The sequence below is a fragment of the Arthrobacter sp. H41 genome (assembly GCF_000520535.1).
Classification (GTDB): Bacteria; Actinomycetota; Actinomycetes; order Actinomycetales; family Micrococcaceae; genus Arthrobacter_D.
In genome coordinates this window covers 8,409-33,836 of sequence record NZ_KI914787.1, presented here as the reverse complement: position 1 = coordinate 33,836, position 25,428 = coordinate 8,409, and the positions used below count along the sequence as shown (strand labels likewise).

Genomic DNA, 25,428 nt, shown 5'->3' with positions numbered 1-25,428 from the left:
CGAGGACATGCTGTGGACCGGCGCCGATGCACCCGCCGACCCTGCGCTGCTCGGTCGGCACGCTCACCCCTCAATCGTCTATACGGGTGTCGTCCCGGACCCTGGGCGCGACCTCGCACTCGCACCACCGGATCCGCAGCTCATGCAACCGTCGGTGGCTGCCGCGCTCGACCGCCTGGTGACGCTCTTGGCTTCCATCGGCATTGCCGGGCCGGTGCGCGTCGTCGCGGGGTTCGACCAGTCCGCCACCGACGGCCGGGCCCCCGGCCGGGCCGTGCTCCTGGCGCTGACCGGGGTAGCGCCAGGCCGGCTGGCAGCCCTGGCCCATCGCGCCGGCTTCGACTTCGTCGAGCTCCGCCTGCCAACCGCCGTCTACGCCGCCTGTCGGCCGGGGCACCACCTACTTCCGGGCCCGGCCGGCATGGGGCCCGCACTCGCCGCCGGCGAGCTGCCCGAGATCACCGTCGGTGACACGGTCGTGCTGACGACCGGTAACTCCACGACGACCTGGACCGCACCGGCATTGCCGCTGGACACCAGCGTGCGGTACGTCGCGATCCCCGCCGCCAAGGGACGCGGCACCGTTTCGATGGCCGCGTCCACGGACACGACCGCCACGCTGAGCGCGATGGCGCCGGGACCGCTGGCGGTGGCCGTGGACGTCACTCGGGATGGCCACGTTATTACGGTCTCGGGCTGCCTCGTGATTCGTCCCGGCCCCTTTGTCAACGGTGCCTCGATCGCCGGCGACGGCACCACAGGTGTCACCCTTGACGTCGTCGGCCCTGCGGAGGCGGTGTTCGACCCCGCCTACCTGACTGATTTCGTCGACCCTCGGATCAACTTCGGGGCGGACCCCGATCACCACCGGATGCAAGCCACCGTAGCGGCCTCGCTCACTGCGCTGGCCGACCAACTGGTTGCCGACGGGGTGGCGGGGAGCCTTGCGGTGGTGTCAGCGTACGACGCCTCGGCAGCACCGACGGACCCGGCCAGTCGCGGTCGGACACTCGAGCTTTCGCACACCACCGTTACCGCCGGGAACCTTGCCGTGCGGGCGCACCGGGCGGGCTTCGAGTTCGTGCGACGCACGGGCGGCACTGTGATGGTGGCCAACAGCCCCGGAAACCTGGTCACTGTGCAGGGACCAGGCGAGGTGGAGGTCGACTCATCAATCACACTCACGGTCAGCCCGGACCCGGGTGCGGTGTCTGCAACGACCCGGCTGGGCTGGTCAAGCGGGCGAGTCATGAGTGCTGCACGCGATCCTGACCCGGCGGCGTTGACCGGCGCCTCGGACCCCACGGTGCATGTCGTCGGCGTCGCCCCCGGGGTGGCGTGGGTACGTGCCACCCTGCGCGACGCAGCATCCCGGGGGCCCTACGCCTTCACGGTCGCGCTACGTCCGGAGCTGGCCGCGGCCAAGATTTCCCGCGACGACTACTACCTGCTGATGAACGCCCTCAACACCCTGCACCCAGTGGGCGTCGAGGTGCGTACCGACGCCATCCGCACGGCCGTCGTCGAGCTCAGCGACTCCCCGAGCGGCCTCGCCCCGATGTTCACGTTCCCGCCGTTCCGACTGCACCGCTCGGCACCCGGGGCTAGGAAAGGAAATTAATCATGACCGTCATCTTCACCCCGACGTTCGCGCACACGCCCTGGGTTGATAACCGGGACAGGGTGCAGGCGGCCGGGCCCAACGGCTTCAACGTGCGGTTCGGGTCACTGCAGGCTGACATGCAGGCCCTTGCCACCGTCGTCGCCGACATCGATGCCGCGTTGGACGGCCTCGCCGCCGGGCCCGGCGCGCAGCAGCACGTGCTGACCCTGCCGCCCTTCCTCAGCGCCACCCAAGGCAGCAGCGCGTGGGCGCTCGACCAAGCGGGGTACGCCGTCAAACCCGCAGGTCAGTCGTCGGTCGCCGGCATCGCGCCGGCCGTCGTGCCCCACGGCGTCACGATCACCCATTTTCGCGTTTCAGGACAGAACAGCGGGTCGGGCTCGGTCCGGATCAGCCTGATGCGTGCCCGACTGCTCGGCGCCCCGGCGCCGGCGGAGCGGCTCGGCCGGGTCACCGGTGACGCGACTCCGTTCGACAACACCGTGGCGGCGGACCCGGCCCTGGCGTTGGTCGACACGACCACCTTCCGCTACTTCGTCCTGGCCACCGTGGACGGCGCCGCCGGAGGGGACACGGTCAGCCTCGCCGGCTTCAGCATCACCTATCTCGCCTGACCGCGCCCGCGGCGGGTTCATCAAGGAGGAACGCCATGACCACCCTGTTCATCAAGATCGACTTCGGCAACACCCCATCGACCGACGACGGTTCCCGCCCGTACACCGGGTCCACGCAACTATGGAACAACGCCTCCATTTTCCTGACCGGCGGAGTGACGCAGACTCAGACCAGGGTCAACTCGCCCACCACGGTCAACGTCCGGGTGTCCAACGCCGGCAGGACCAGCATCGAGGATGTCAATGTCGATGCATACGTAATGGACCCGTTCGTGGGGGCCTTCGACCCCAACTCCGCCATCATTACTGTCAAGGGGTTCGCGCACGAAATCACCGCGGGGTCCGGCGGCTCCTCGCCCAACGACTCGCACGTCGTGAAGTGCCTGGTACAGGATCCTGCACAGGGAGCCATCCCGTGGACCCCCACCCAGAGCCAGTTCGACAAGTCGGGCGGTCATCTGTGTCTGGTGGCCAACTGCTACACGGAGGACGACGGCGGTCCGCTGCCCCTCACACAGATCTTCGACGTCGGCAGCGACCCACACCAGGGACAGCGCAACATCTCGCTCCTGACCGGCACGGTGAGCATGAAGATGATGATCAACGTGATGCCCGGACCCGATGGTGAAGACACCGCGCTCGACCTGCACCGCCTGGCGGGAACGACAGCACGGCAGGGCGGCGAACACTGGCTGCTGCAGTCACACCCCAACATCGTGGGGATGAAGGACGCCCGACTCGGCCTCGGCATTCCCGGCCGTGGTGGCAAACCTGGCATCCAGCTGACCCTCAGCCGCAAGGAGGTTTCTGGCTCACTCGACATCGAGGGCATCGGCAGTACGGATCTGGGCGAGCTCGCCAGGACCACCGAGGAACTTCGCCCCGACTCCTCGCGACGGAGCGACTGGGGTGACGGACGCCTCGTTGTTCCGGGCACCCAGCAGCCCACGCCGGCGGTAATCACGGTCGACCGCTCGGACATGCCGGGGTCCCTGCAGGCCTTCGACCTCGTCCAGCGGACCGCAAAGGGCCGGGTGCTCGGCGGGTTGCGCGTGCTGTCCGTCCAGTTCTGAGCCAGCGTCGTGGCCTGGACCGTGCATGTCCATGTGCCCGTGCGGGTGCGGGTGCGCGGGGTGCCCGACGAGGAGTCCGTCCGGGCTCTGGCTGCGGCCGTTCGGCGGCAGGTTTCGGAGCGGATGGCGTACGCCGAGCAGGTACTCGCCGACCTGCAGCGTCCGGCCGACCTCCGGTCACCGCCGTCGGTGGCCCGGGAGGCGCCGATTGAACGTTTTGAGCGGCGGCGGGACCTGCCCGAAGGCTATGCCGTGCCGTCCTACGGCAGACAGGGGGAGCCTGTCGCCGTGCCGCTGCGCCGGCTCCTTGTGCCGGGACAGGACTGGCGGGTACTGCGGGCGCTCACGCTCGAACTGCCCGTCGGCAGCTTTCTGGACGTGGTCGAACAGGTGTCCGGTGTCCGCGGGCGCGACCCGGCGTTCGCTCCCCTGCTGCCGTGGCGGGTGCTCTACGCCGATCTGGAGGCGGAGCTACGGCACGTCACTGTCTGGCTCGTCGAGACTGAACGGACCACCACCCTCGGTGAGCTGGGCGGCGTCGTCATGACGCGCGCCGGGGAGCTGCTGCGTCTGGGCAAGGAGGTGACCCTAGCCCACGTGGCCAGTCCCTTCGACGATCTGCGGCAGATCCTCGGCTTGCTCGACCCCACCGGCAGGGTGCAACGCCTGCCAACGGTGACCGTGCGCAATGCGCGACGGGTGCACGGCTCGGGTGGGTCCGCAGAGCTCCTCCACGGCTCGTGGATCCTGTGGGCCGGCATGGCTTTGCCCGAGATCAAGCCCACCACCTTGCTCGACCTGGGACCCGTCGTGCAGACGGCCACCACGGTGGCCGATATGGGAGTGATGGTCGACCCGGCGGCCTTCGAGTCGGCTTACGGCCTGGCGTGGGACGCCTTCGTCGCGGAGGCTGGCGACCATGCGGTCCGGCTCGACTTGATGCCCCTGCGGGTCAAGCATGATGTCCTCCTCGAGGCCGTGCACTTCCTCGCCCGCGAGGCATACGCAGCCTCTGGGGTCGCCCAATCACCGATGCCAGGCCTGGTGCCCGTGCACCAGCTCTTCGATGCCGGCGACCCCGCGTGCCCGGAGCCGTTGGCCCGGCCGGGCCGGGGCTTCGCGGCCGGGCTGGCGCCCTTGGCCAAGGTGCCGCCCCCCCGCCACCCGGCGACAGGGGCGAGGACCGGGCCGGGGACGGTCGGCGTGCTGGCGACGGCTTACCTTCCGGTCGACGCCGAGATCCTCAGTGCAGCCCGGCAGCGGCCCATCGGCCGGCGACTCGCCGCCGAGGCCCGCGCCCTGCTTGCGGCGGACGTCTCCGACCGGCATTGGAAGTACCGCTTCTACGAGTGGGTCGGGCGCCGCTTCGGCACCTCCCCGGTGGAGGCGCGTCCGATCGGTGGGACGGCGTTCGAGTACGTCCTGGCCGAGCTCGAAGACAGCGGGGACCTTGACCGTCTCTTCGATGCGGTGGAAGGCAGCGGCTGGACATCCGTGCGGATAAGACTGCTGTGGCACTGCCACGGTACGTCGTACGCCTCCCATCCGAGGGTGGTCGCCCTGCTCCGGCAGTTGCAGTCCGAGACGCTCGCCGGCCGCGAGAACACATACCACATCACCGTCGACGCCTCCCAGCCAGGCGGAATCGACCTGCGGCACCGGGAGTCGAAGCGGGTCACCCCCGGGCTGCCCGGTCGCGGCGTCCTGGGGGATGTCGACTCGATCTTCATCTTCGAGCGCGACATCAAGGCTATGAAGCCCGACGCGACCGCCCGCCTCCGGGCCGCGCTGGAGGCCTCCCGTGGCGAGCTACTGGCTGAGCTCGCCAGCGGCCGGATGTCGGCCGTGCTTACGCAGGAGGACTTTCTCCGGGAGGCCATCGGCCGCGCGGCGGTGGCGGCGCACATCCGCGAGGACGACTTCGTCGACCAGACGGTGCAGCGGAGCCTGCGAATCCTGGAGGTCCACCGCCGCGACCTGGGCCTGATGCCCTCGTGGGACGTCACCATGCAGCTTGTCGATCGGATCGGGGGAACCGCCGCCTGGGTGCCCGTGGGGCAGCCGTTCACGGAGACCTCTGACGACTTCGAGGCACGGCTGATCTTCTGGCGACTGGGCCGGGCCGGCGAGGTCTACCAGGCGATGCTGATCGGCATTACCGTGGTCGGTGGGCTCCTGGTCGCGTGGGAGGCCGGCCTGATCGCCGCGCTAGTGCAGGCTGCCGGAGGCACGACGGTCGTTCTGGTCTCGATCGGAATCAGCGAGCTCATCTACATCATCCGGATCATCTTCTTCGACGCCGAGCTCTCCGTCGAGGGCTTCCTTATGGCTGCGGTCGAGGGGTACCTCGGCGCCCTGGGTTTCCGGGGCGGCGCGCTTGCCGCGGCACCGATCGGGCGCGCGATCGGTACGACGACTGTCCGCCGTGTCTGGTCCGGGATCGTCCTGGAGAAGCTGGTGGCAGGCAGCGTTGGCGGCGGAATCAGCGAAGGACTCACCCTCTTCGCCCGCGACTTCGTCGATGTGATCATCCGCGATGGCCACTTCCACGCCGCCGCCGATTATGCCCGCCGAATCGGCATCGGGGCAGCCATGGGTGTCCTGGGGGAGTTCACGATTTCTCCCGTCCTGCACCACCTCGGGGGGCGGGGCCTTACTGCCGTCGCCTCGGCCGCAGATCTGGTGCAGCAACTGCGCCGTGAGGGCTTTGCGCTCTCCGAGTTCACCTCCGCTGCGACGGGAGCGTTGTCCCGTCTGAGCCGTTCAACCGGACAGGTTCTCACGGCTGACGCGGCCGGCGTCCTGCTCACGGCGTTCCGCGAGCGGGTCGACGATGTGATTACGGCGTGGGGGCGCGGCGTCGTGGCCCGCCGGGTGTTGGAGTTGGCAGCGGCCGACCTGACCCGCCCGGCGGTGGCCGGGCTCCAGCGGTTCCTCGCGGCCGCGGACGATCCAACGACGCAGGAGGCCGCGCTTCGACTGGCGACGACGTTCGCCGCCCATCCGCGGGAAACCGTGCACCTGCTGGAGGTCCTGTCCCGGATGGACGAGGGCGTGGCCAGGCGGCTGATGACCGGGACCTTCGGCTCCACCGACGACGTCGCGGCGTTCATCGGGCGGCTGGGCCGGTACACACCCGACCAGCAGCGGGGAGCGCTGGACCTGTTCGGCCAGCTGATCGACGGCGGGAGGGGGATCGTGGCGCAACCACCCGTTGTGGTACAGACGGCGGCGCAGGTGCGCAACGCCCAGCACGCCGCCGCGTTGACGGCTGACGCCCGAGCACTCCGGATTGAGGCCGAGGACTTTCGGCGGCGCGCACAGGAGGCGCTCGACCGGGCGACGATCGCCGACACCTACAGCCGTCGGCGTGCCGACGCACTACTCGAGCAGGCGATGCGGTCCGAGAGGGCAGCCGCGGAGCGGGAAACCCTGAGCGCGAGCCTGGCCGCTGGCATCGATCCACGGCCTCCAGGTTCCCGCATCCCGACCTTGCGCGACGGCCGACCGGCGGGTGTGCATGACCCGGGCCTCGACGCCGAGGTGGACGAGGTGTTCCGACTGCTCGAGGCGGGGGCGGGGACTGCGCGTCAACCATGGATCCGGATCGAGGCGGACAAGGTCCTCGGAACAACCCAGACCGACGCAGTGGTACGGACGATGTTCACCAGCCGCTCGGGCAACCCTGTCGTCTTCCGCATAGAGGGCGGCACCGGGGCCGCGCGCAGCCACGAGTGCATCACCATCGGGTCCGGCGGTCGGGTTGCAGTGGACTCAGGGGACCGTGCACTCAACATCAACGTCGGAAGCTTCGAACGGGCCATCGAGTTCATCATCGCCCACCGCGCGGACGGCGGGCGGCTCAGGATGTTCGAGATCGAGGAGGGGTGGATCCGGTCGCTACGCGGCATCGCGACCCCAGAGCGAGGACACCCTGTCCGGGTCAACGAGCTCGATCCGGTGACCCGCGCCCCCATCGCCGAGTTACCCCCGGGCGGCAGCATCTCGGACGTCGAGGGTCTAGCCCGCACCGTGGACCTTTACCAGGCCACCGACCAGCTCCAAATCGCCCACAGCCTCATCGGAGAACTCCGGGAGTTCATCGTCCAGGGCACCGGTCGCGAGCTTCAGTTCGTTCCACGGCCCGCTACCGTCAGGAGATGACCATGACCCAGCGCGTCTTCCACGCGCCCGTCGCCACCCATGCGGACTCGGAGCTCGCGGCCAGCCTCGAGGCGGTCGTCGTCCGGGCAGTCGTCGGCGCTGTCAGCGAGTCCGTCCCATGGATACTTTCCGCCCCGTCCTCGGCGCCTCCGGGCGCCGAGGACCGCGGCACCTGAGCGCGGACGAGGGACTGCCCCAAGTTCATTCGGCTCCTTGACCTGTCCGGCGGGCCATTACCCGGCTGGGCCGAAAGATCAGGCTGGGATGGACGGTGGTTCGTAGGCTACGCCGTGGCTCAGTCGGGACTCGTAGCCAGCCGGCCTGCAGTCATACGGTGCCCGAAGTGGGACTCGAACCCACACACCTCTCGATACTGCATTTTGAGTGCAGCGCGTCTGCCAATTCCGCCATTCGGGCCAACCCGCACCTGCAGGTAATGAGATCTGGGACTCATACCGCCGCTCGTGCGCGAAACAACTCTACATGCCGATAGGCTGTTTCAGAGAACCGGTCGGAGCGTATCGCTTCACCTGACCGGACGTGTCGTCATCAAGGAGCAACAGTGTCTGATCCCACCGAATCCACCGCAACGGGCCCCGCCAAACGGGTCATTGTCGCCGAGGATGAGACCCTCATCAGGCTCGACATCGTGGAGATCCTCCAGGGAGAAGGCTACGAGGTGGTCGCTGAGGCGGACAACGGCGAAAAGGCCGTTGCCCTCGCGAAGGAGCACATGCCCGACCTCGTGCTGATGGACGTCAAGATGCCCGTCATGGACGGCATCACCGCGGCCGAACAGATCGTGAAAGCCCGCATCGCCCCCGTCGTGTTGCTGACGGCGTTCAGCCAGAAGGAACTGATCGAGCGGGCCAGGGAAGCAGGCGCCATGGCGTACGTGGTGAAACCGTTCACGCCGGCCGACCTCATTCCCGCGATCGAGATCGCCATGTCACGGCACGAGGAGATCAAGGCGCTCGAGGCTGAGGTGTCCGACCTTCAGGAGCAGTTCGCCACCCGCAAGCTCGTGGAGCGGGCCAAGAGCCTGCTCACCACCAAGATGGGCCTCACCGAGCCGGAGGCCTTCCGCTGGATCCAGAAGACCTCGATGGACCGCCGCCTCGGCATGCGCGAGGTAGCCGAAACGATCATCAACCAGGTCAACTAGCCCGGCACAGCAGGACACCGACGACGGCCGTCGTGCACGTCGCCCAACCGCTGGCCTGAGTAGCATCCTGCCCACCTCTTGGTGACCGAGCGGCGTGTCGCACGGAGACACGCCGCTCGCAAGTGTCCCGCGTTCTGAAAGCTGGGCATCCTCCTACACCAACGCCCGGGGACAGGGTTTGCCTACGACCGAACCCAACCAAAACCGGAGCGGCCCAACTACCCTTGCGGGGTCGGTCGGCCAACCAGCACCAAACCTACTTCTTGTTCTTGACCGGCCAGGGGCCGACGCCCTCCTTGACGAAGGACGTGTGGCCCTCGGGCATCTGGCCGGCGTCGGTCACATCGCCCACGCGGTGCACCTTGAGGGAGTTCGTCGATCCGGCTTGTCCCGGAGGGGAACCGGCAGCGATGACCACGAGGTCGTCCACCTCGACCATGCCCTGCTCGAACAGGACGCGGTCCACCTGAGCGGTCATCTGGTCGGTGTGCTCCACGAATTCGACGAGCTTCGGCTCGACTCCCCAGATCAGGGACATCGCGTTGAGCGTCGACTGCACCGGGGTGAAGGCGACTACGGGCTTCTTGGGGCGGAGGCGCGAAAGGCGCCGCGCCGAATCCCCCGACTGCGTGAAGGTGCAGATGTATTTGGCGTCGAGCTGGTCCGAGATCTCGACGGCGGCGCGCGTGATGGCACCACCGCGTGTCCGGGGCTTGCTGCCGAGGGCGGGAACGCGCTCCATGCCGTGCTTCTCGGTGGACTCGATGATGTCCGCCATGATCCGCACGGTCTCCATGGGGTACTTGCCCACGCTGGTCTCACCCGAGAGCATGACCGCATCGGCGCCGTCGAGCACTGCGTTGGCGCAGTCCGAGGCTTCGGCGCGAGTGGGCCGGGGGCTCTCGATCATCGACTCGAGCACCTGTGTGGCCACGATGACCGGCTTCGCCCAGCGGCGCGCCAGCTCGATGGCGCGCTTCTGGACGATCGGCACTTCCTGCAGCGGAAGTTCGACGCCAAGGTCTCCCCGGGCCACCATGATGGAGTCGAAGGCGTCGATGATCTCCTCGAGGGCCTCGACTGCCTGGGGCTTCTCGATCTTGGCGATCACCGGAACGCGGCGGCCCTCCTCGTCCATGATCTCGTGAACGCGGTCGACGTCGGAAGCGTTGCGGACGAAGGACAGCGCCACCATGTCCACGCCGAGCTGGATGGCCCAGCGCAGGTCCTCCTCGTCCTTCTCACTGAGCGCCGGCACGTTGACGGCCACGCCCGGCAGGTTGATGCCCTTGTTGTTGGACACCATCCCGCCGACGGTCACCTCGGTGACCACCTTCACGTCGTCGACGTCGGTGGCGCGCAGCGATACCTTGCCGTCGTCGATGAGGAGCATGTCCCCCACCTTCACGTCGTGCGGCAGCCCCTTGAACGTCGTCGAGCAGATGTCCTTCGTGCCCTCGATATCCTCGATGGTGATGGTGAAGACATCTCCGGGCTTCAACGCATGGGGGCCGTCGGCGAAACGGCCGAGCCGGATCTTGGGGCCCTGGAGGTCGGCAAAGATGCCGACGGGCTTCCCGAGCTCCTCGGAGGCTCGCCGCACGTTCTCGTACGTCTGCTGGTGCACCGTGTAGTCGCCGTGGCTCATGTTCATCCGGGCGACATCCACTCCGGCGTCGAGGACTGCGAGGGTGTTCTCATAGCTGGCGATTGCCGGCCCGAAGGTTGCAACGATTTTTGCGCGTCTCATAAACCTAGCCTAGTCGTGTTTGGTGGGGGGAAAACGTTCAACTCTGGAGAACGGCGATCGAACGGTCGCTGGGTGCCACGGGTGCCGGCAGCTTGGTCGAGCCCATGAGCCACTGATCGACCGCGGCGGCGCAGGCCCGCCCTTCGGCGATCGCCCAGACGATCAGGGACTGGCCCCTCCCGGCATCGCCCGCCGCGAAGACTCCCGGAGTGTTCGTCATGTAGTAGCCGTCACGTGCCACGTTTCCGCGGTCGTCGAACTCGGCCTCCACCTGCTCGGTAATCCCGGCCGGCTCCGCACCGGTGAAACCCAGGGAGAGCAGGACGAGGTCGGCGGGAATCTCCCTCTCGGTGCCTGCTTTCGGGACGCGCCTGCCATCGACGAACTCGGTTTCGGCTACCTTGATCGCGCGCAGCGTGCCGTTGTCGCCGACCAACTCGACGGTGCTCGCGAGGTACCGTCGTTCCCCGCCTTCCTCATGCGCACTGGCGATGTCGAAGAGCGTAGGAAAGGTGGGCCAGGGCTGGTCGGGACGGCGTTCCGACGACGGCTGCTGGCCGATCGCCAGGGTTGTCACGCTTGCGGCCCGATGACGGTGGGCGGTGCCGAGGCAGTCCGCGCCGGTATCACCGCCGCCCAGGATGACCACGTGCTTGCCCTCGGCGGAGATCTGGTCCTCCACCGAGTCCCCTGCAACGACCCGGTTCGCCTGGACGAGGTAGTCCATCGCGAAATGGACGCCGTCGAGCTCGCGCCCGGGGATCGCGAGATCCCGGGGAACGGTGGCGCCGGTGGCCACCACGACGGCGTCGTACCGCCGCTTGAGCTGGCCCCAGCTGATGTCCCTGCCCACCTCGACGCCGGCGCGGAACCTCGTTCCCTCGGCCCGCATCTGGTCGAGGCGCCGCTCGAGGTGGACCTTCTCCATCTTGAAATCGGGGATGCCGTACCTCAGGAGGCCGCCGATGCGGTCGTCGCGTTCGTAGACGGCCACAGTGTGCCCGGCGCGCGTGAGTTGCTGCGCAACAGCGAGGCCGGCCGGGCCGGATCCGACGACGGCGATCGTGCGCCCGGTGAGGCGCTCCGGCGGGTGCGGCTCCACGAAGCCGTTCTCGAAGGCCTGGTCGGCGATCGACACCTCCACCTGCTTGATGGTGACCGGCGGCTGGTTGATGCCGAGAACGCACGAGGATTCGCAGGGAGCCGGGCACAGGCGCCCGGTGAACTCCGGGAAGTTGTTGGTGGCGTGCAGCCGTTCGATGGCTTCGCGGCCCTTGCCCCGGAAGGTCAGGTCGTTCCACTCGGGAATCAGGTTCCCCAGCGGGCAGCCCTGGTGGCAGAACGGGATGCCGCAGTCCATACACCGCCCGGCCTGGCTCTTGAGGACACCCTGCTCCTGCGCCTCGTACACTTCCTTCCAGTCCATGATCCGCACGGGAACCGGTCTGCGGGGCTGGGTCTGGCGCTCGCGCACCTTCAGAAATCCGCGTGGGTCAGCCACCGGTTACCTCCAGGATTTTGGTCCATACTTCCTCGCCGTCAGGGTCGAGGCCCTGCTCGACGGCGGTGGCACGGGCGTCGAGTACTGCCGCGTAATCGCGCGGCAGTACCTTGGTGAATCGGAGGACGGTGTCCTCGAAGGTGCCGAGGAGGCGCCCCGCAAGCTCGGACTCGGTCTCCTCGAGGTGCTGGATCAGCAGCCTCCGCACAATCTCGATGTCCTCGGCGTCGAGCGGAACCAGCAGCAGTTCACCGTTCTCCAGGCTCTGCTTGTTGACCTTGGTGGAATCGAGGTCGAGCACGAAGGCCGTTCCCCCGGACATTCCCGCACCGAAGTTCCGGCCGGTGCGGCCGAGGACCAGGGCCTGGCCCCCCGTCATGTACTCGCAGCCGTGGTCACCGATTCCCTCGGCGACGGCGGTTGCTCCCGAATTGCGCACCAGGAACCGCTCCCCCACCTGGCCGCGCAGGAACATCTCCCCGCTCGTGGCGCCATAACCGATGACGTTGCCTGCAATCACATTGCGTTCGGCCGGGAAGATGTTCGACCGATCCGGCCGGACGATGATCCGCCCGCCGGAAAGTCCCTTGCCCACGTAGTCGTTCGAGTCACCCAGGAGCCGCAGGGTGACGCCGGCGGGGAGAAAAGCACCGAGTGACTGCCCGGCCTGCCCGGTGAGAGTGACATCGATGGTGTCGGTGGCGAGGGTATCGAGGCCGAAACGCTTCGTCACCTCGTGACCCAGCATCGTTCCCACCGAGCGGTCCGTGTTCACCACGTCCACGGAGATCCTCACCGGCGACCGGTGCAGAAGCGCATCGGCACTCATACCGATCAGCTGATTGTCGAAGTGCTGGTCGAGCTCGTGGTTCTGCGGAAGCATGTTCCGCATCGGCGAACCGGAATTGAACTCGTTGCCGCGCAGGATCGGGTCGAGGTCCAGACCGTCCGCCTTCCAGTGCTCGATGGCGTCCCTCGCGTCCAGCAGTTCACTGTGCCCGATGGCCTCCTCGAGCGTCCGGAGACCGAGTTCGGCGAGGATCTCCCGGACTTCCTCGGCAATGAACTCGAAGAAGTTGACCACGAACTCCGGTTTTCCGGTGAACCGGCTGCGCAGTTCCGGGTTCTGGGTCGCGACGCCCACGGGGCAGGTGTCGAGGTGGCACACGCGCATCATGATGCAGCCGGACACCACCAGCGGCGCCGTGGCGAAACCGAACTCCTCCCCACCGAGCAGGGCGGCGATGACGACGTCGCGCCCGGTCTTGAGCTGCCCGTCCACCTGGACTACCACGCGGTCGCGCAGCCCGTTGAGCATCAGGGTCTGCTGCGTTTCGGCGAGGCCGAGCTCCCAGGGAACGCCGGCGTGCTTGAGCGAGTTGAGCGGGCTGGCTCCGGTTCCGCCGTCGTGCCCTGACACGAGCACGACGTCGGCCTTCGCCTTCGTGACACCGGCCGCCACGGTGCCGATCCCCACCTCGGACACCAGCTTCACGTGGACGCGCGCGCTCGGGTTGGCCCGCTTGAGGTCATAGATGAGCTGGGCGAGATCCTCGATGGAGTAGATGTCATGGTGGGGTGGCGGCGAGATGAGCGCCACCCCCGGGGTGGAGTGCCGGGTGCGGGCGATCCAGGGGTAGACCTTCTGGCTCATCAGCTGGCCGCCCTCGCCGGGCTTGGCCCCCTGCGCCATCTTGATCTGGATGTCGTCGGCGTTCGTGAGGTACAGGCTCGTCACACCGAAGCGCCCGGAGGCCACCTGCTTCACCGCGGAGCGGCGCTCGGGGTCGAGGAGCCGGTCGGTGTCCTCGCCGCCCTCGCCGGTGTTGGACTTCGCCCCGAGGCGGTTCATGGCGATCGCCAGGGTTTCGTGTGCTTCCTTCGAGATGGAGCCGTAGCTCATGGCGCCCGTTGCGAAGCGCTTCACGATGCTCGAGACGGGTTCCACCTCGTCGATGGACAGTGCCGGCCGCGCGTCGCCGCGGAAGCGAAGGAGCCCGCGGAGCGTCATGAGGTTCTTCGACTGGTCGTCCACGCCACGGGTGTAGGACTTGAAGATGTCGTAGCGCCGCTCGCGGGTGGCGTGCTGCAGGCGGAACACGGTCTCGGGGTTGAACAGGTGCGGCGGTCCTTCGCGGCGCCACTGGTACTCGCCGCCGTTGTCGAGGCCGCGGTGCGGATCCTCGATGCCGTCCTCGGGATAGGCGGTCTCGTGGCGGGCGGCGTTCTCCGCAGCGATGACGTCGAGGCCCACGCCGCCGAGCTGGGTCTGGGTGCCGTGGAAGTACTCGTCCACCAGCTCCTGCGAGAGGCCCAGCGCTTCGAAGGTCTGGGCGCCGCAGTAGGATCCCACGGTGGAGATGCCCATCTTCGACATGATCTTCAGGACACCCTTGCCGAGGCCCTTGATGAGGTGGGCTACCGCCTTCTCCGCACTGACGCCGGTGATGTCGCCGTTGCGGACGAGTTCCTCGCAGCTCTCCATCGCGAGGTACGGGTTGACGGCGGAAGCCCCGTACCCGATCAGGACGGCCACGTGGTGGACTTCCCGCACATCGCCGGCCTCCACCACGAGGGAGGTCTTGGTGCGGTTGGCGCTCTTGAGCAGGTGGTGGTGGACGGCGCTGGTCAGGAGCAGCGACGGGATGGGGGCCCACTGCGCGTTGGAGTCGCGGTCGGAGAGCACCACGTACTCGACGCCCCGGTTGAGGGCGCTCGATACCTGTTCGCAGATCTCGGCGAGGCGTGCGCGCAGTGACGCTTCGCCGCCGTCGTGCCGGTACAGGCCGCGGACGCGTGCGGTGAGGCGGTCGCCGTCGTCGGTCTCGAGGTTGGCGATCTTCGCCAGCTCGTCGTTGTTGATGACGGGGAACTTCAGTGCGATCTGCTTCGAGCGGACCTGGCCCGTGGACAGGAGGTTGCCGTCGGGGCCGATGGTCACGCCCATGGAGGTCACGAGCTCTTCGCGGATCGAGTCCAGGGGTGGGTTGGTGACCTGCGCGAAAGACTGCACGAAGTAGTCGAAAAGCAGCCGTGGGCGCTTGGACAGGACGGCGATCGGAGTGTCCGAGCCCATGGCACCGAGCGGCTCGGCGCCCGACTTCGCCATGGGACCGAGCAGGATCCGCAGTTCCTCCTGGGTGTAGCCGAAGGTGCGCTGGCGGCGGTTGATGGAGGCCTTGGTGTGGACGACGTGTTCACGCTCGGGCAGGTCCTCGAGCTGGATCAGGTTCTCCTTGACCCACTCACCCCACGGATTCGCCGCAGCGATATCGGCCTTGACCTCCTCGTCCTCGATCAGGCGGCCTTCCTCCGTGTCGACGAGGAACATCTTGCCGGGCGAGACTCGGCCCTTGCGGACGATCTTCGACGGCTCGACGTCGAGCACACCCACCTCGGAGGCGAGGATCACCAGGCCGTCCTCGGTGACCCAGTACCGGGCCGGGCGCAGGCCGTTTCGGTCCAGGACCGCACCGACGAGGCGCCCGTCCGTGAAGGACACCGCGGCCGGGCCGTCCCAGGGCTCCATGAGCATCGAGTGGTACTGGTAGAACGCCCGGCGCGCCGGGTCCATGGAGGTGTGGTTCTCCCAGGCCTCCGGAATCATCATCATGATGGAGTGCGTGATCGGGCGCCCGGAAAGGGTCAGCAGCTCGGCGACCTCATCGAACGACGCCGAATCGGAGGCTCCCGGGGTGCAGATCGGGAAGAGCTCCTCGGGCGAATCGCCCAGGAGCGGGTTGGCCAGCTGCGACTGCCGCGCACGCATCCAGTTCCGGTTGCCCTTGACCGTATTGATCTCGCCGTTGTGGGCGATGGTGCGGAACGGCTGGGCGAGCGGCCAGGACGGGAACGTATTGGTGGAGAAACGGGAGTGGACGATGCCGAGGCGTGTCTTGAAGCGGGGGTCGGAGAGGTCCGGGTAGAACGGCTCGAGCTGCGCCGTGGTGAGCATGCCCTTGTAGACGATGGTCTTCGAGGAGAGCGAGGGGAAATAGACGCCGTACTTGTTCTGGGCCCGTTTGCGAACCCGGAAGGCGCGGGCGTCGAGGTCGGCTGCGGCGCCGGAGGGCGCCAGGAAGAGCTGCACGAAATGGGGCATGCAGGCGCGTGCCATCGCGCCCACGAGGTCGGCGACGATCGGTACGACGCGCCACCCGAGAACCGTGAGGCCCTCCGCCTCGGCGATCGCTTCGAGGCCGGCGCGGGCGGTCTCCTCCTCCTTCGGCTCGGCGGGAAGGAACGCCGTGCCCACCACGTAGGAGCCTGCAGCCGGTAGGTCGAAGTCGACGACGGCCCGGAAGAATTCGTCCGGTACCTGTGTCAGCAGCCCGGCGCCGTCGCCTGTTCCCTCATCGGCGCCCACGGCTCCGCGGTGCTCGAGGTTTCGAAGTGCGGTGAGCGCTGCGTCGACGATGTCGTGGCCGGGCTCCCCGCGGAGGGTGGCGATCACGGCCAGGCCGCACGCGTCCTTCTCGTTCTCGGGATTGTAGAGGCCGGTTGCCGGGGGAACGGCGGAGAAACGCTCGAAGGGCGAGACCGCACCGGTTTCAGCGGGAGCCTTCGGATCCGTTCCCGGAGCCGGCTTCTCTTCGCGGGGAGCTGCCGTCGTGCCTGCGGCCGAGGGTGCCGGTTGCTGCTGCTGCTGTAGAGGCTTATTCGGTGACGCGTTCATAGAAAGAGTCCTTCCCCCATGATGGAGCGTTGGGAGGGGACAGCCTTGGCCCCGGGGCGCGCACTGGTCAGCGGCGCCTGATCTATTCGGGCAGGTATCCGGCGTTGCCGGGGCTGCCCGCCAGATGCATCGGACGCTTGTCGCTCGTCGTCAGCCGGCTGGAAAACCGTGCAGGTAGCGGCAGGAGGGTGATCCGGCGTCGGTACCGTGGTAAGCCACGACACTGTGGTCTCGCGTCCCTGAAGGCGGTAGCCCGGGACGGGAAGTGGGAGACCTAGTCCCGAGGCTCCGCTTTCGCGGGGTCCTGCGGCACAGGTGCCGCTGAGGAGCCTTTTGTTTCGGAAAGATTACCACGATCATTTTCTCCTGGCGGTGCCTGATCCGCCGTCGGGGAAACTGTCGCCGATCCGGAATCGTCGGAGGACGCGGCAACGGCGTTGGATGCGCCCTCGTCCTCCTTCTGCGCCGGTTCGCGCCCCGGGAGGTACACCGCCGTCGCATCGTTCTTGTCCTGGCGCATCGACAGGTACACGAGGATCGCCACCGCGACGATGAAGATGACGATGCTGGTCCACACGTTCAACCGCTGGGTCACGCCGAACAGGGTGATCATCTCGGCGTCGTCGATCCGCAGTGCCTCGATCCAGACACGACCGAGCGTGTAGTAGGCGGCATACAGCCAGAACATGCGGCCACCGCGCAGGCGGAACCGGCGATCGAGGAGCAGCAGGATAGCCACCCCCGCAAGGTTCCAGAGCGATTCGTAGAGGAACGTGGGGTGGAAGAGCGTTCCGGGATCAGCGTCCGCCGGGAAGTTGGCGTTCGACGGATCGATCTCGAGGCCCCAGGGGAGGTCGGTGGGGCCGCCGAAGAGCTCCTGGTTGAACCAGTTGCCCCAGCGGCCGACGGCCTGGGCCAGCAGCAGGCCGGGGGCCGCGGCATCGGCGAAAGCCGCCAACCGGACGCCGGCGCGGCGGCAACCGATCCACGCGCCCACCGCGCCGAGTGCAACGGCTCCCCAGATCCCGAGCCCGCCCTGCCAGATATAGAAGGCACGGACGGGGTCGCCGTCGGGCCCGAAGTAGGCGTCGGGCGACGAGAACACGTGGTAGAGCCGGCCGCCGATGATGCCGAAGGGAATGGCCCAGATGGCCACGTCCCAGATGGCGTCGCCGTTCCCTCCGTAGCGGGTGAACCGTTTCTGGGTGAGGAACAGGGCAAGGATGATGCCGAGCAGGATGCAGAGGGCGTAGGCGTGGATGACCAGTGGGCCGAGTTCGAAGCTTGCCCACTCCGCGGGAGGACTGGGAATCGACGCCGGAAGCGTCTTTGCGCTGGAGGGCAGGACGGCATTCATGCAGATTTCTTTCCGGTACCGGTGCTGAGTTCTTTGGTCAGGGCTGCAACGGCCGGAACTCCCCCGTCGCGCAGGGCTGCGACAAGGGCGGTTCCAACGATGACGCCATCGGCATAGGCGGCGATCTCGGCGACCTGCCCGGCGGTGGACACCCCGAGGCCGACACAGGCACGTTCTGCGCCTGCTGCGTGGGCGGCGTCGACGACGGCGCGCGCCGCTGCGCCCACCGAGGTGCGTGCGCCGGTGACGCCCATGACGGACACGGCGTAGACGAAGCCGCGGCTGGCCGCTACGGTGCGCTGCATGCGTTCGGGTGAGGTCGACGGCGCCACCAGGAACACGCGGTCGAGGCCGAACTCTTCCGAGGCTTCCAGCCATTCGGCTGCCTCGTCCGGGATGAGGTCGGGGGTGATGAGGCCGGCGCCTCCGGCCGCTGCGAGCCTGCCTGCGAACTCGCGCACGCCCAGGCGCATGACGGGATTCCAGTAGGTCATGACGAGTACCGCCGCGTCGGTTTCGCGGGTGATTCCCTCGACGACGTCGAAGACCTGGGAAACGGTGAAGCCGTTGTTCAGCGCCTCCACGGTGGCGTCCTGGATAACACGGCCGTCCATGACGGGGTCCGAGTACGGAATGCCGATCTCGATCAGGTCCATGCCGTTGCGGGCCATGGCGATGCCGGCGTCGATGGTGGTCTGCACGTCGGGGAAACCGGCGGGAAGGTAACCGATCAGGGCCGCGCGGCCCTCGCGTCTGGCGCGGTCGATAGCTGCGGCGGCTTTGGAATAGCCGGCTCCGGCCTGGCTGGTCCCGGTCTGGCTGGTCTTCATAGCTGTTCACCCTCCTGGGCGATTTCCTGCTCGGCGCTGTCATCGGGCAGCAGGTCGAAGTACTCGGCCGCCGTCGCGACGTCCTTGTCGCCCCGTCCCGACAGGCTGACCACGATGATCCTGTCCGAGGGCACCTCGCCCGGGGCGAGGTCCGCCGTCAGCCGTCGTCCGACCTTCATGGCACCCGCCAGCGCGTGGGCCGTCTCGATCGCGGGAATGATCCCCTCGGTGCGGCACAGCAGCTGGAAGGCCTCCATGGCCTCGGCGTCGGTGATGGGCTCGTAGTGCGCCCGCCCGATGTCGGAGAGGTAGGCGTGTTCCGGCCCGACTCCGGGGTAGTCGAGGCCCGCGGAGATGGAGTGTGACTCCATCGTCTGGCCGTCCTCGTCCTGCATCAGGTAGGAACGTGCGCCGTGCAGGACGCCGGGGCGGCCGAGCGTGATGGTGGCCGCGTGACGGCCGGATTCGACGCCGTCACCCCCGGCCTCGAAGCCGTACAGCTGGACGGACCGGTCGTCGAGGAAGCCGTGGAAGATCCCGATCGCATTGGAGCCCCCGCCCACGCAGGCCACGACGGCGTCGGGCAGCCTGCCCGCCTGTTCGAGGATCTGCTCGCGGGATTCCTCGCCGATGACCTCGTGGAAGTACCGGACCATCGCCGGGAACGGGTGCGCCCCCGCCGCCGTGCCGAGAAGGTAGTGGGTGGTGTCGACGTTCGCCACCCAGTCCCGCAGCGCGTCGTTGATGGCATCCTTCAGCGTCTGCGAGCCGTTGGTCACCGGCACCACTTCAGCGCCGAGCAACTGCATGCGCGCCACGTTCAGCGCCTGGCGGCGGCAATCCTCGGCCCCCATGTACACGACGCATTCAAGGCCCAGCAGCGCGGCCGCGGTGGCGCTCGCGACGCCGTGCTGGCCCGCGCCCGTTTCGGCGATGACGCGGGTCTTGCCCATGCGTTTGGCGAGGAGCGCCTGGCCGAGCACGTTGTTGATCTTGTGCGAGCCGGTGTGGTTGAGGTCCTCGCGCTTGAGGAAGATCCGCGCGCCGCCGGCGTGCTCGGCGAAACGCTTCGCTTCGGTCAGCAGGGAGGGCCGCCCGGCGTAGTTGCGGTTGAGGTCCGCGACCTGTGCGGTGAACTCCGGGTCGGCCTTCGCCTTCTCGAACGTCTCTTGGAGTTCATCCAGTGCGGCGATCAGCGATTCAGGCATCCACCGGCCGCCATAGGCTCCGAAGTAGGGGCCGGGCGCGTGCCGCAGGGTCTCGTCGTGGCCGAGGAAAGCGTCGGCGGGGTTGCTGCCGGCGTCGTCCTGTCCGGCCTGCTTGTCCTGGTGAGTGGTGTCGGTCATGACGCGGGCGTTCCTGTCTGGGGTGTGGTCGGTGGCGGTGGGTGGCGTCAGTGCTGGTGCACGCCGCGCCAGGCACGACTGCCGGCGGCACGAAACGCGCCGATGGTCGATTCCGGATCATCGTGCCGCACCAGTGCTTCGCCGACGAGGATGGCGTTGGCGCCCTGCGCGGCGAACTGCTCGACGTCGGCGATGTCGCGGACGCCTGATTCGGCGATGGTCACGGTACCCTCGGGGATCCGCCCGGTGAGCTCGGAAAAGACCGAACGGTCGATGTCGAGGGTCTTGAGGTTGCGGACGTTGACGCCGATCAGCCGTGCGTCCACAGCCGCTGCGCGGTCCACTTCCTCGGCGGTGTGGGTCTCGACCAGCGCGTTCATGCCGAGTTCGTGGGTCAGCCCGAGGAAGTGCTCGAGCTGGGCGTCTCCGAGGGCGGCGACGATGAGCAGCACGAGGTCCGCGCCGTGGGCGCGTGCCTCCCAGATCTGGTAGTCGGTGACCGTGAAGTCCTTGCGCAGCACCGGAATGCCCACGCGGGCGCGCACTGCGTCCAGGTCGGCGAGGGAGCCCTTGAACCGACGCTGCTCGGTGAGGACACTGACCACCGCGGCGCCGCCGGACTCGTACCGCGCAGCGAGTGCCGCCGGGTCGGTGATGCTCGCGAGGCTGCCCTTGGACGGGCTGCTCCGCTTGACCTCTGCAATGACCTCGAGCCCGCCGGGCCCGTTGCCCCGAAGTGCGGAGTAGGCATCGAGTGCCGCCGGCCGTGCCTGTGCGTCCGACCGGAGCCGGGAAAGGGGAAGTGCTGATTCCCTTGCGGCGAGGTCCTCGCGGACGCCGACGATGATGTCGTCGAGGACGCTCACCTAGTGCTCTTTTTTGAGCTTCGAGCCGCCCACGCCGTACCCGATCCGGCGGAGGACGAATCCAACGAGCAGGCCGATGAACATGATGCCGATTCCGAGCCAGAACAGCAGCGTCCCAAGGCCGTGATTGCCCTCGGTGCTCGCCAGGATGTAGGCGAAGGAGGAGATCGCCGCACCGACGAGCATGACCAGCACGCACGTCCATGCCGCGGGGCTGTTGCCGTGGCCGATCGTCTCATCGCCCATCTGCGCGTGGCTCGTGGGGGAGTTCCGATTCGTCGTTTCGCTGGTCTCAGCTGCCATGGTGCTTCTCCTTCATCCGGGTCTGCCTACATTCTGCCACTGTTGGTGGCCTCCTACTGAACTGCGGGAAGCGCCGTCGTCCCTGCGCTTGCCCGTCATCCGCCTAGCGTGTGGGGTCCTCCCCGTGCGTCAGCCGGTCCCAGCTGTCGATCTCCCCGGCATGCGCCGTTCCCTGCGCCGGGGACCCAACCTGCGGATTCTTCTCGTACCGCCTGGACCGACCCCAGGACCGTCCGGCGATGATCAGCCAGATTGCCGCGGCGGCGAGGAAGAGCCCGGCCGCCGCAGCGACCCACGGCATTGCGGTGGCGGTGACCGTGGCACCCGCTCCACCGCTGATCCCGATCGCCTCACCGATCGACGGCGCTGCGGCGGCAGTGGGATCGCCGGTCACCCGGAGGCTCATGTAGGTGATCCCGGCACCGGCCACCAGGAGGAGAGCGGCCACCACCCACCGGGCGATCCGTCCGGCGATGGATACAGCGAGCGCACCGGCAAGGGACACGAGGGCAAAAGCGGTGACGGGGGTTGCGGCGTCGCTGCCCGCGACGCTGAGATCAGGTGTCTGCACGGCGTCCTGCGGAAGGCTGACGGTGAGCCAGGGCTGGGTGGTGGTGCCGAAGGCGAGGAGTGCCATTAGCACGATCGCCATCACGACGGTCCCGCGGCGCGCGAGCCGCGCCGCTCGCCCAGCAGTCATCTCAGCGGCCATCGGAGGCCTCCCCGGTGACGAGGAGCGGGGCGGCCGGGCGAAGGCCCGACGCCGTAAGGGCCGCCCGGAGCGGCGCTGCCGCCTTGTTGACGGTCTCGAGCGCTTCGGATTCCAGGACCGAATCGGCGACGATCCCGCCGCCGGCCTGCACATAGGCCGTGCCGTCCCGCAGCAGGGCGGAGCGGATTGCGATCGCCATGTCCATGTCGCCGGCGAAGTCGAGATAGCCCACCACGCCGCCGTAGATGCCGCGCCGGTGCGGTTCGAGTTCATCGATCAGCCGGAGTGCCCGCGGTTTGGGCGCCCCCGAAAGGGTGCCGGCAGGGAACGTGGCGGCGAGGACGTCGTACGCGGATTTCCGCGGGGACAGGCGTCCGACGACGGTGGAGACGAGGTGCATGATGTGGCTGAACCGCTCCACCTCCATGAACTGCGTGACATCGACGCTTCCCGGAACACACACCTTCGAGAGGTCGTTGCGGGCCAGATCCACGAGCATGAGGTGTTCGGCCTTCTCCTTCTCATCGGCCCGGAGCTCGTCGGCAAGTGACCGGTCCTCGTCGGTGGTCCTGCCGCGCGGCCGTGAACCGGCGATGGGGTGGGTGATGACCTCGTCCCCCGTGACAGTGACCAGCGCCTCGGGCGAGGAACCCACGATCGAGTAGGCCCGGCCCTCGGCGTCCTCGAGGCTGAAGAGGTACATGTAGGGGCTGGGGTTCGTGGTCCGCAGGACGCGGTACACGTCGAGCGCCGATGCCTCGCAGTCGAGCTCGAACCGCCGCGAGATCACCACCTGGAAGACGTCGCCGTCGACGATCGCCTGTTTGCCGCGCTCGATCGCCGCAAGGTATCGAGGCCGGTGCCAGCTCTCCCGGACACCGGCCAGCAGCTCATCGACGCTGCGGGCGCCCGGGTCCATCACGGACACGGGGAGGTCGGCCGGTTCCGCCAATCGAGCGAGCAGCGCGTCGACGCGGGCCACGGCGTCGTGCCATGCCTCGTCGACGCGGTCATCCGAACCATCGAAATTGATCGCGTTCGCGACGAGGGTGAGGGAACCTTCCGAGTTGTCGTGGATGGCCATGTCCGCGACCAGGCACATGGCCAGCTCGGGAAGGAACAGGTCATCCTCCGGCGGGCTGGTGAGCCGCTCCCAGTGGCGCACCGCTTCCCAGCCCACGAAGCCGACGAGGCCCGAGGTGAAGGGGGGAAGATTGTCGAACCGCTCCGTCCGGAGCTCCTCGACGGTGAGCCGTACCGCTTCGACGGGGTCGCCCGCGACGGGAACGCCGGACGGCGGCTTGCCGAGCCAGTGCGCTTCACCGTCGCGCGTGGTCAGGGTGGCGCGTGAGTTCACGCCGATGAAGGAGTAACGGGACCACACGCCGCCCACGGCCGCCGACTCCATGAGGAACGTGCCGGGTTGACCGTCGGCGAGCTTGCGGTAGATCCCGATCGGCGTGTGGGCATCGGCCAGGACCTTGAGGTGGACGGGGACCACCCGATGGTCCTTCGCGAGCTCGCGGAACTCCTCGAGGGTGGGACTGAGCGTTCCCAGGTGCTGCATCGCCTCAGTTCCCTTCGGTGGGTTCGATGTTTTCAGCGGGGCTGGATTCGATGCTTCCAGCCGGTCCGGTTCCCGGTCTGGTTCCGATCACCGCTCGGATGTCCCGACCGTCGAAGCAGGTACGCGTGCCGGTGTGGCAGGCCGCGCCCTCCTGGTCCACGGTGACCAGGAGCGCGTCGCCGTCGCAGTCGAGCGCAACACCCCGTACCCACTGCCGGTGACCGGAGGTGTCCCCCTTGCGCCAGTACTCGCCGCGGGAGCGGGAGTAGAACGTGACCCGGCCGGTGGTCAGGGTGCGCCGCAACGCTTCGTCGTCCATCCACCCGACCATGAGCACCTCGCGGGAGTCGTACTGCTGGACGACGGCGGCCACGAGACCGGCGTCATTCCGTCTTAGCGATGCACGAACACGGGGATCGAGCCCCGGATCATCCGCCGGCTCGATTGCCGGATCGCGTGCAGCCGCCGGCTCGGACGGGGCATCGGGAGCCGGCTCCAGGGGTGCATCGGGAGAGGTTCGGGGGAAAGCGTCGAGGGAAGGCATCGTTCCCAATTCTAGTGCTCATGCAATACGGCCGTGCACCGCCCACGGGCGCGTCGTTCATGCTACTTTCAGCTGTGATGCGCTATGTAATTCCGTCCCGTGAGGTCCTGGCCGAAACGCTGCTGGCTGCCGGCCCTTCTGCCCCTACGCTGTGCGAGGGGTGGGAGACCAAGGAGCTTGCGGCACATCTCTATCTTCGTGAGCACAAACCGGCCGCGAGCCTGGGTATAGCCTTCAAGCCGTTCGCCGGCGCCACCGAGAAAGCCACGAGGAGAACCGCGGCGAAGGCGGCCACCCCTGAGGGTTACCGGCACCTGGTGAGGAAGTTCCGCGCGGGGCCTCCCCCGTTTTCTCCGATGCGAATCGAGTCGGTGGACAAGAGTGCGAACCTCATCGAATACCTCGTCCACACGGAGGACGTCCGGCGTGCCGGGACGAGGTGGGCGCCGAGGGCCCTCGACGAGGAGTACTCGGACGCGCTGTGGAATGAACTGATCAAGCGCGCGGCGCTCCTGTACCGGGGAGTGGACCTCGGAATCGTCCTGGTGCGGCCCGACGGGCCGAGGCACGTGGCCAAGCGCGCCCAGGTGTCAGTGGCCATCGTCGGAGAGCCGGCCGAGCTGCTCATGCACGCGCATGGCCGGCGCGGCCACGCACTCGTCACCTTCGAGGGCCAGCCCGACGCCGTCGCACTCCTCGACAGCGCCGACGTCGGGCCGTGAACGTCCAGTAACGGGCCCGCATCCAACCGTCCGGCCAGGTTTCTGCCTACCGCACCGGGAAGCCTGCGTCCCGGATGGCCGCCTTGACCTGGGCGATGGCGTCAACGGGTCCGAAGTGGAAGACCGACGCCGCGAGCACCGCATCCGCACCGGCCGCGACGGCGGGCGGAAAGTGCTCCGGCGCTCCCGCTCCGCCTGAAGCGATCAGGGGAACCGTGACGGCTGCCCGAACGGCACGGATGAGCTCGAGGTCGAACCCGTTCTTCGTGCCGTCGGCATCGATCGAGTTGAGGAGGATCTCCCCCACTCCCCGATCGGCGGCCTCACGGGCCCACTCGATGGCGTCGATCCCCGTCCCCTTGCGGCCGCCGTAGGTCGTCACTTCGAAACCCGACGGCGTGGCGGCATCCCGGGTGCGCCGCGCATCGAGCGAGAGAACCAGCACCTGGGCACCGAAGTGCGCCGTGATCTCGTCGATGACCGCAGGCCGGGAGACAGCCGCCGTGTTGATGGACGCCTTGTCGGCACCGAAGCGCAGCAGGCGATCGACATCGGAGATCTCCCGCACACCGCCGCCCACGGTGAGGGGGATGAAGACCTCCTCGGCGGTACGGG

Annotated in this window: 19 protein-coding genes and 1 tRNA gene; 7 read left to right on the top strand and 13 right to left on the bottom strand. The window is 68.0% G+C overall.

What is annotated here, in order from left to right; genetic code table 11:
- The 5 genes from Y705_RS22260 to Y705_RS21820 form a co-directional block, all read left to right on the top strand.
- Positions 1-1,621: hypothetical protein (locus Y705_RS22260; RefSeq protein WP_026532445.1), on the top strand; the 1,621-nt coding region annotated here is incomplete at its 5' end.
- Positions 1,622-1,623: 2 nt separating this feature from the next.
- Positions 1,624-2,238, top strand: a complete 615-nt coding sequence (locus tag Y705_RS0107750; RefSeq protein WP_026532444.1) for a hypothetical protein — start codon at positions 1,624-1,626, stop codon at positions 2,236-2,238.
- Positions 2,239-2,273: 35 nt separating this feature from the next.
- Complete coding sequence (locus Y705_RS0107745) at positions 2,274-3,311, top strand: hypothetical protein (RefSeq protein ID WP_026532443.1); 1,038 nt, start codon at positions 2,274-2,276, stop codon at positions 3,309-3,311.
- Between the two features lie 9 nt (positions 3,312-3,320).
- Positions 3,321-7,475, top strand: coding sequence for a hypothetical protein (locus tag Y705_RS0107740; protein ID WP_026532442.1), 4,155 nt, complete (start codon positions 3,321-3,323; stop codon positions 7,473-7,475).
- A 2-nt stretch (positions 7,476-7,477) separates the two neighbouring features.
- Positions 7,478-7,651, top strand: coding sequence for a hypothetical protein (locus Y705_RS21820; protein ID WP_155849975.1), 174 nt, complete (start codon positions 7,478-7,480; stop codon positions 7,649-7,651).
- Between the two features lie 159 nt (positions 7,652-7,810).
- Here the strand turns inward: Y705_RS21820 and Y705_RS0107730 are convergent.
- A tRNA-Leu gene (locus Y705_RS0107730) sits at positions 7,811-7,892 on the bottom strand.
- A gap of 145 nt (positions 7,893-8,037) precedes the next feature.
- On the opposite strand from Y705_RS0107730, the gene Y705_RS0107725 reads away from it, so the two are divergent.
- A complete protein-coding gene (locus tag Y705_RS0107725; protein WP_026532440.1) occupies positions 8,038-8,640 on the top strand; it encodes an ANTAR domain-containing response regulator in 603 nt (200 codons plus the stop codon).
- Positions 8,641-8,896: 256 nt separating this feature from the next.
- Here the strand turns inward: Y705_RS0107725 and pyk are convergent, their stop codons facing one another.
- The 11 genes from pyk to hisI all read right to left on the bottom strand — a co-directional run bounded on the left by pyk (position 8,897) and on the right by hisI (position 24,091).
- The gene (gene pyk, locus Y705_RS0107720; protein ID WP_026532439.1) at positions 8,897-10,390 is read right to left on the bottom strand and encodes a pyruvate kinase; all 1,494 of its coding nucleotides are present in this window, start codon (positions 10,388-10,390) and stop codon (positions 8,897-8,899) included.
- 37 nt (positions 10,391-10,427) lie between these two features.
- Positions 10,428-11,891, bottom strand: coding sequence for a glutamate synthase subunit beta (locus tag Y705_RS0107715; RefSeq protein WP_026532438.1), 1,464 nt, complete (start codon positions 11,889-11,891; stop codon positions 10,428-10,430).
- A complete protein-coding gene (gene gltB, locus Y705_RS18310) occupies positions 11,884-16,566 on the bottom strand; it encodes a glutamate synthase large subunit (RefSeq protein WP_049822440.1) in 4,683 nt (1,560 codons plus the stop codon). Before gltB ends, Y705_RS0107715 begins: the two co-directional genes overlap by 8 nt.
- Before the next feature lie 274 nt (positions 16,567-16,840).
- A complete protein-coding gene (gene lgt / locus Y705_RS18305; protein WP_081737890.1) occupies positions 16,841-17,923 on the bottom strand; it encodes a prolipoprotein diacylglyceryl transferase in 1,083 nt (360 codons plus the stop codon).
- Complete coding sequence (trpA, locus tag Y705_RS18300; protein ID WP_049822439.1) at positions 17,920-18,753, bottom strand: tryptophan synthase subunit alpha; 834 nt, start codon at positions 18,751-18,753, stop codon at positions 17,920-17,922. The genes lgt and trpA overlap by 4 nt, the downstream gene beginning before the upstream one ends.
- Positions 18,750-20,099, bottom strand: coding sequence for a tryptophan synthase subunit beta (gene trpB, locus Y705_RS0107690; protein ID WP_026532436.1), 1,350 nt, complete (start codon positions 20,097-20,099; stop codon positions 18,750-18,752). Before trpB ends, trpA begins: the two co-directional genes overlap by 4 nt.
- Positions 20,100-20,146: 47 nt before the next feature.
- Positions 20,147-20,965: an indole-3-glycerol phosphate synthase TrpC gene (trpC, locus tag Y705_RS0107685; protein WP_026532435.1), complete on the bottom strand. Its 819-nt coding sequence runs from the start codon at positions 20,963-20,965 to the stop codon at positions 20,147-20,149.
- Positions 20,966-21,211, bottom strand: a complete 246-nt coding sequence (locus Y705_RS0107680; protein ID WP_081737891.1) for an HGxxPAAW family protein — start codon at positions 21,209-21,211, stop codon at positions 20,966-20,968.
- Between the two features lie 160 nt (positions 21,212-21,371).
- Complete coding sequence (locus tag Y705_RS0107675; RefSeq protein WP_026532433.1) at positions 21,372-21,968, bottom strand: Trp biosynthesis-associated membrane protein; 597 nt, start codon at positions 21,966-21,968, stop codon at positions 21,372-21,374.
- 1 nt (position 21,969) lies between these two features.
- A complete protein-coding gene (locus Y705_RS0107670; protein ID WP_026532432.1) occupies positions 21,970-23,547 on the bottom strand; it encodes an anthranilate synthase component I in 1,578 nt (525 codons plus the stop codon).
- Between the two features lie 4 nt (positions 23,548-23,551).
- Positions 23,552-24,091, bottom strand: coding sequence for a phosphoribosyl-AMP cyclohydrolase (gene hisI, locus Y705_RS18295; protein ID WP_081737889.1), 540 nt, complete (start codon positions 24,089-24,091; stop codon positions 23,552-23,554).
- 77 nt (positions 24,092-24,168) lie between these two features.
- On the opposite strand from hisI, the gene Y705_RS0107660 reads away from it, so the two are divergent.
- Positions 24,169-24,813, top strand: a complete 645-nt coding sequence (locus tag Y705_RS0107660; RefSeq protein WP_026532431.1) for a TIGR03085 family metal-binding protein — start codon at positions 24,169-24,171, stop codon at positions 24,811-24,813.
- 46 nt (positions 24,814-24,859) lie between these two features.
- Here the strand turns inward: Y705_RS0107660 and hisF are convergent.
- Positions 24,860-25,428, bottom strand: a 569-nt coding sequence (gene hisF / locus Y705_RS18290) for an imidazole glycerol phosphate synthase subunit HisF (protein ID WP_081737888.1), incomplete at its 5' end; no start/stop codon positions are given.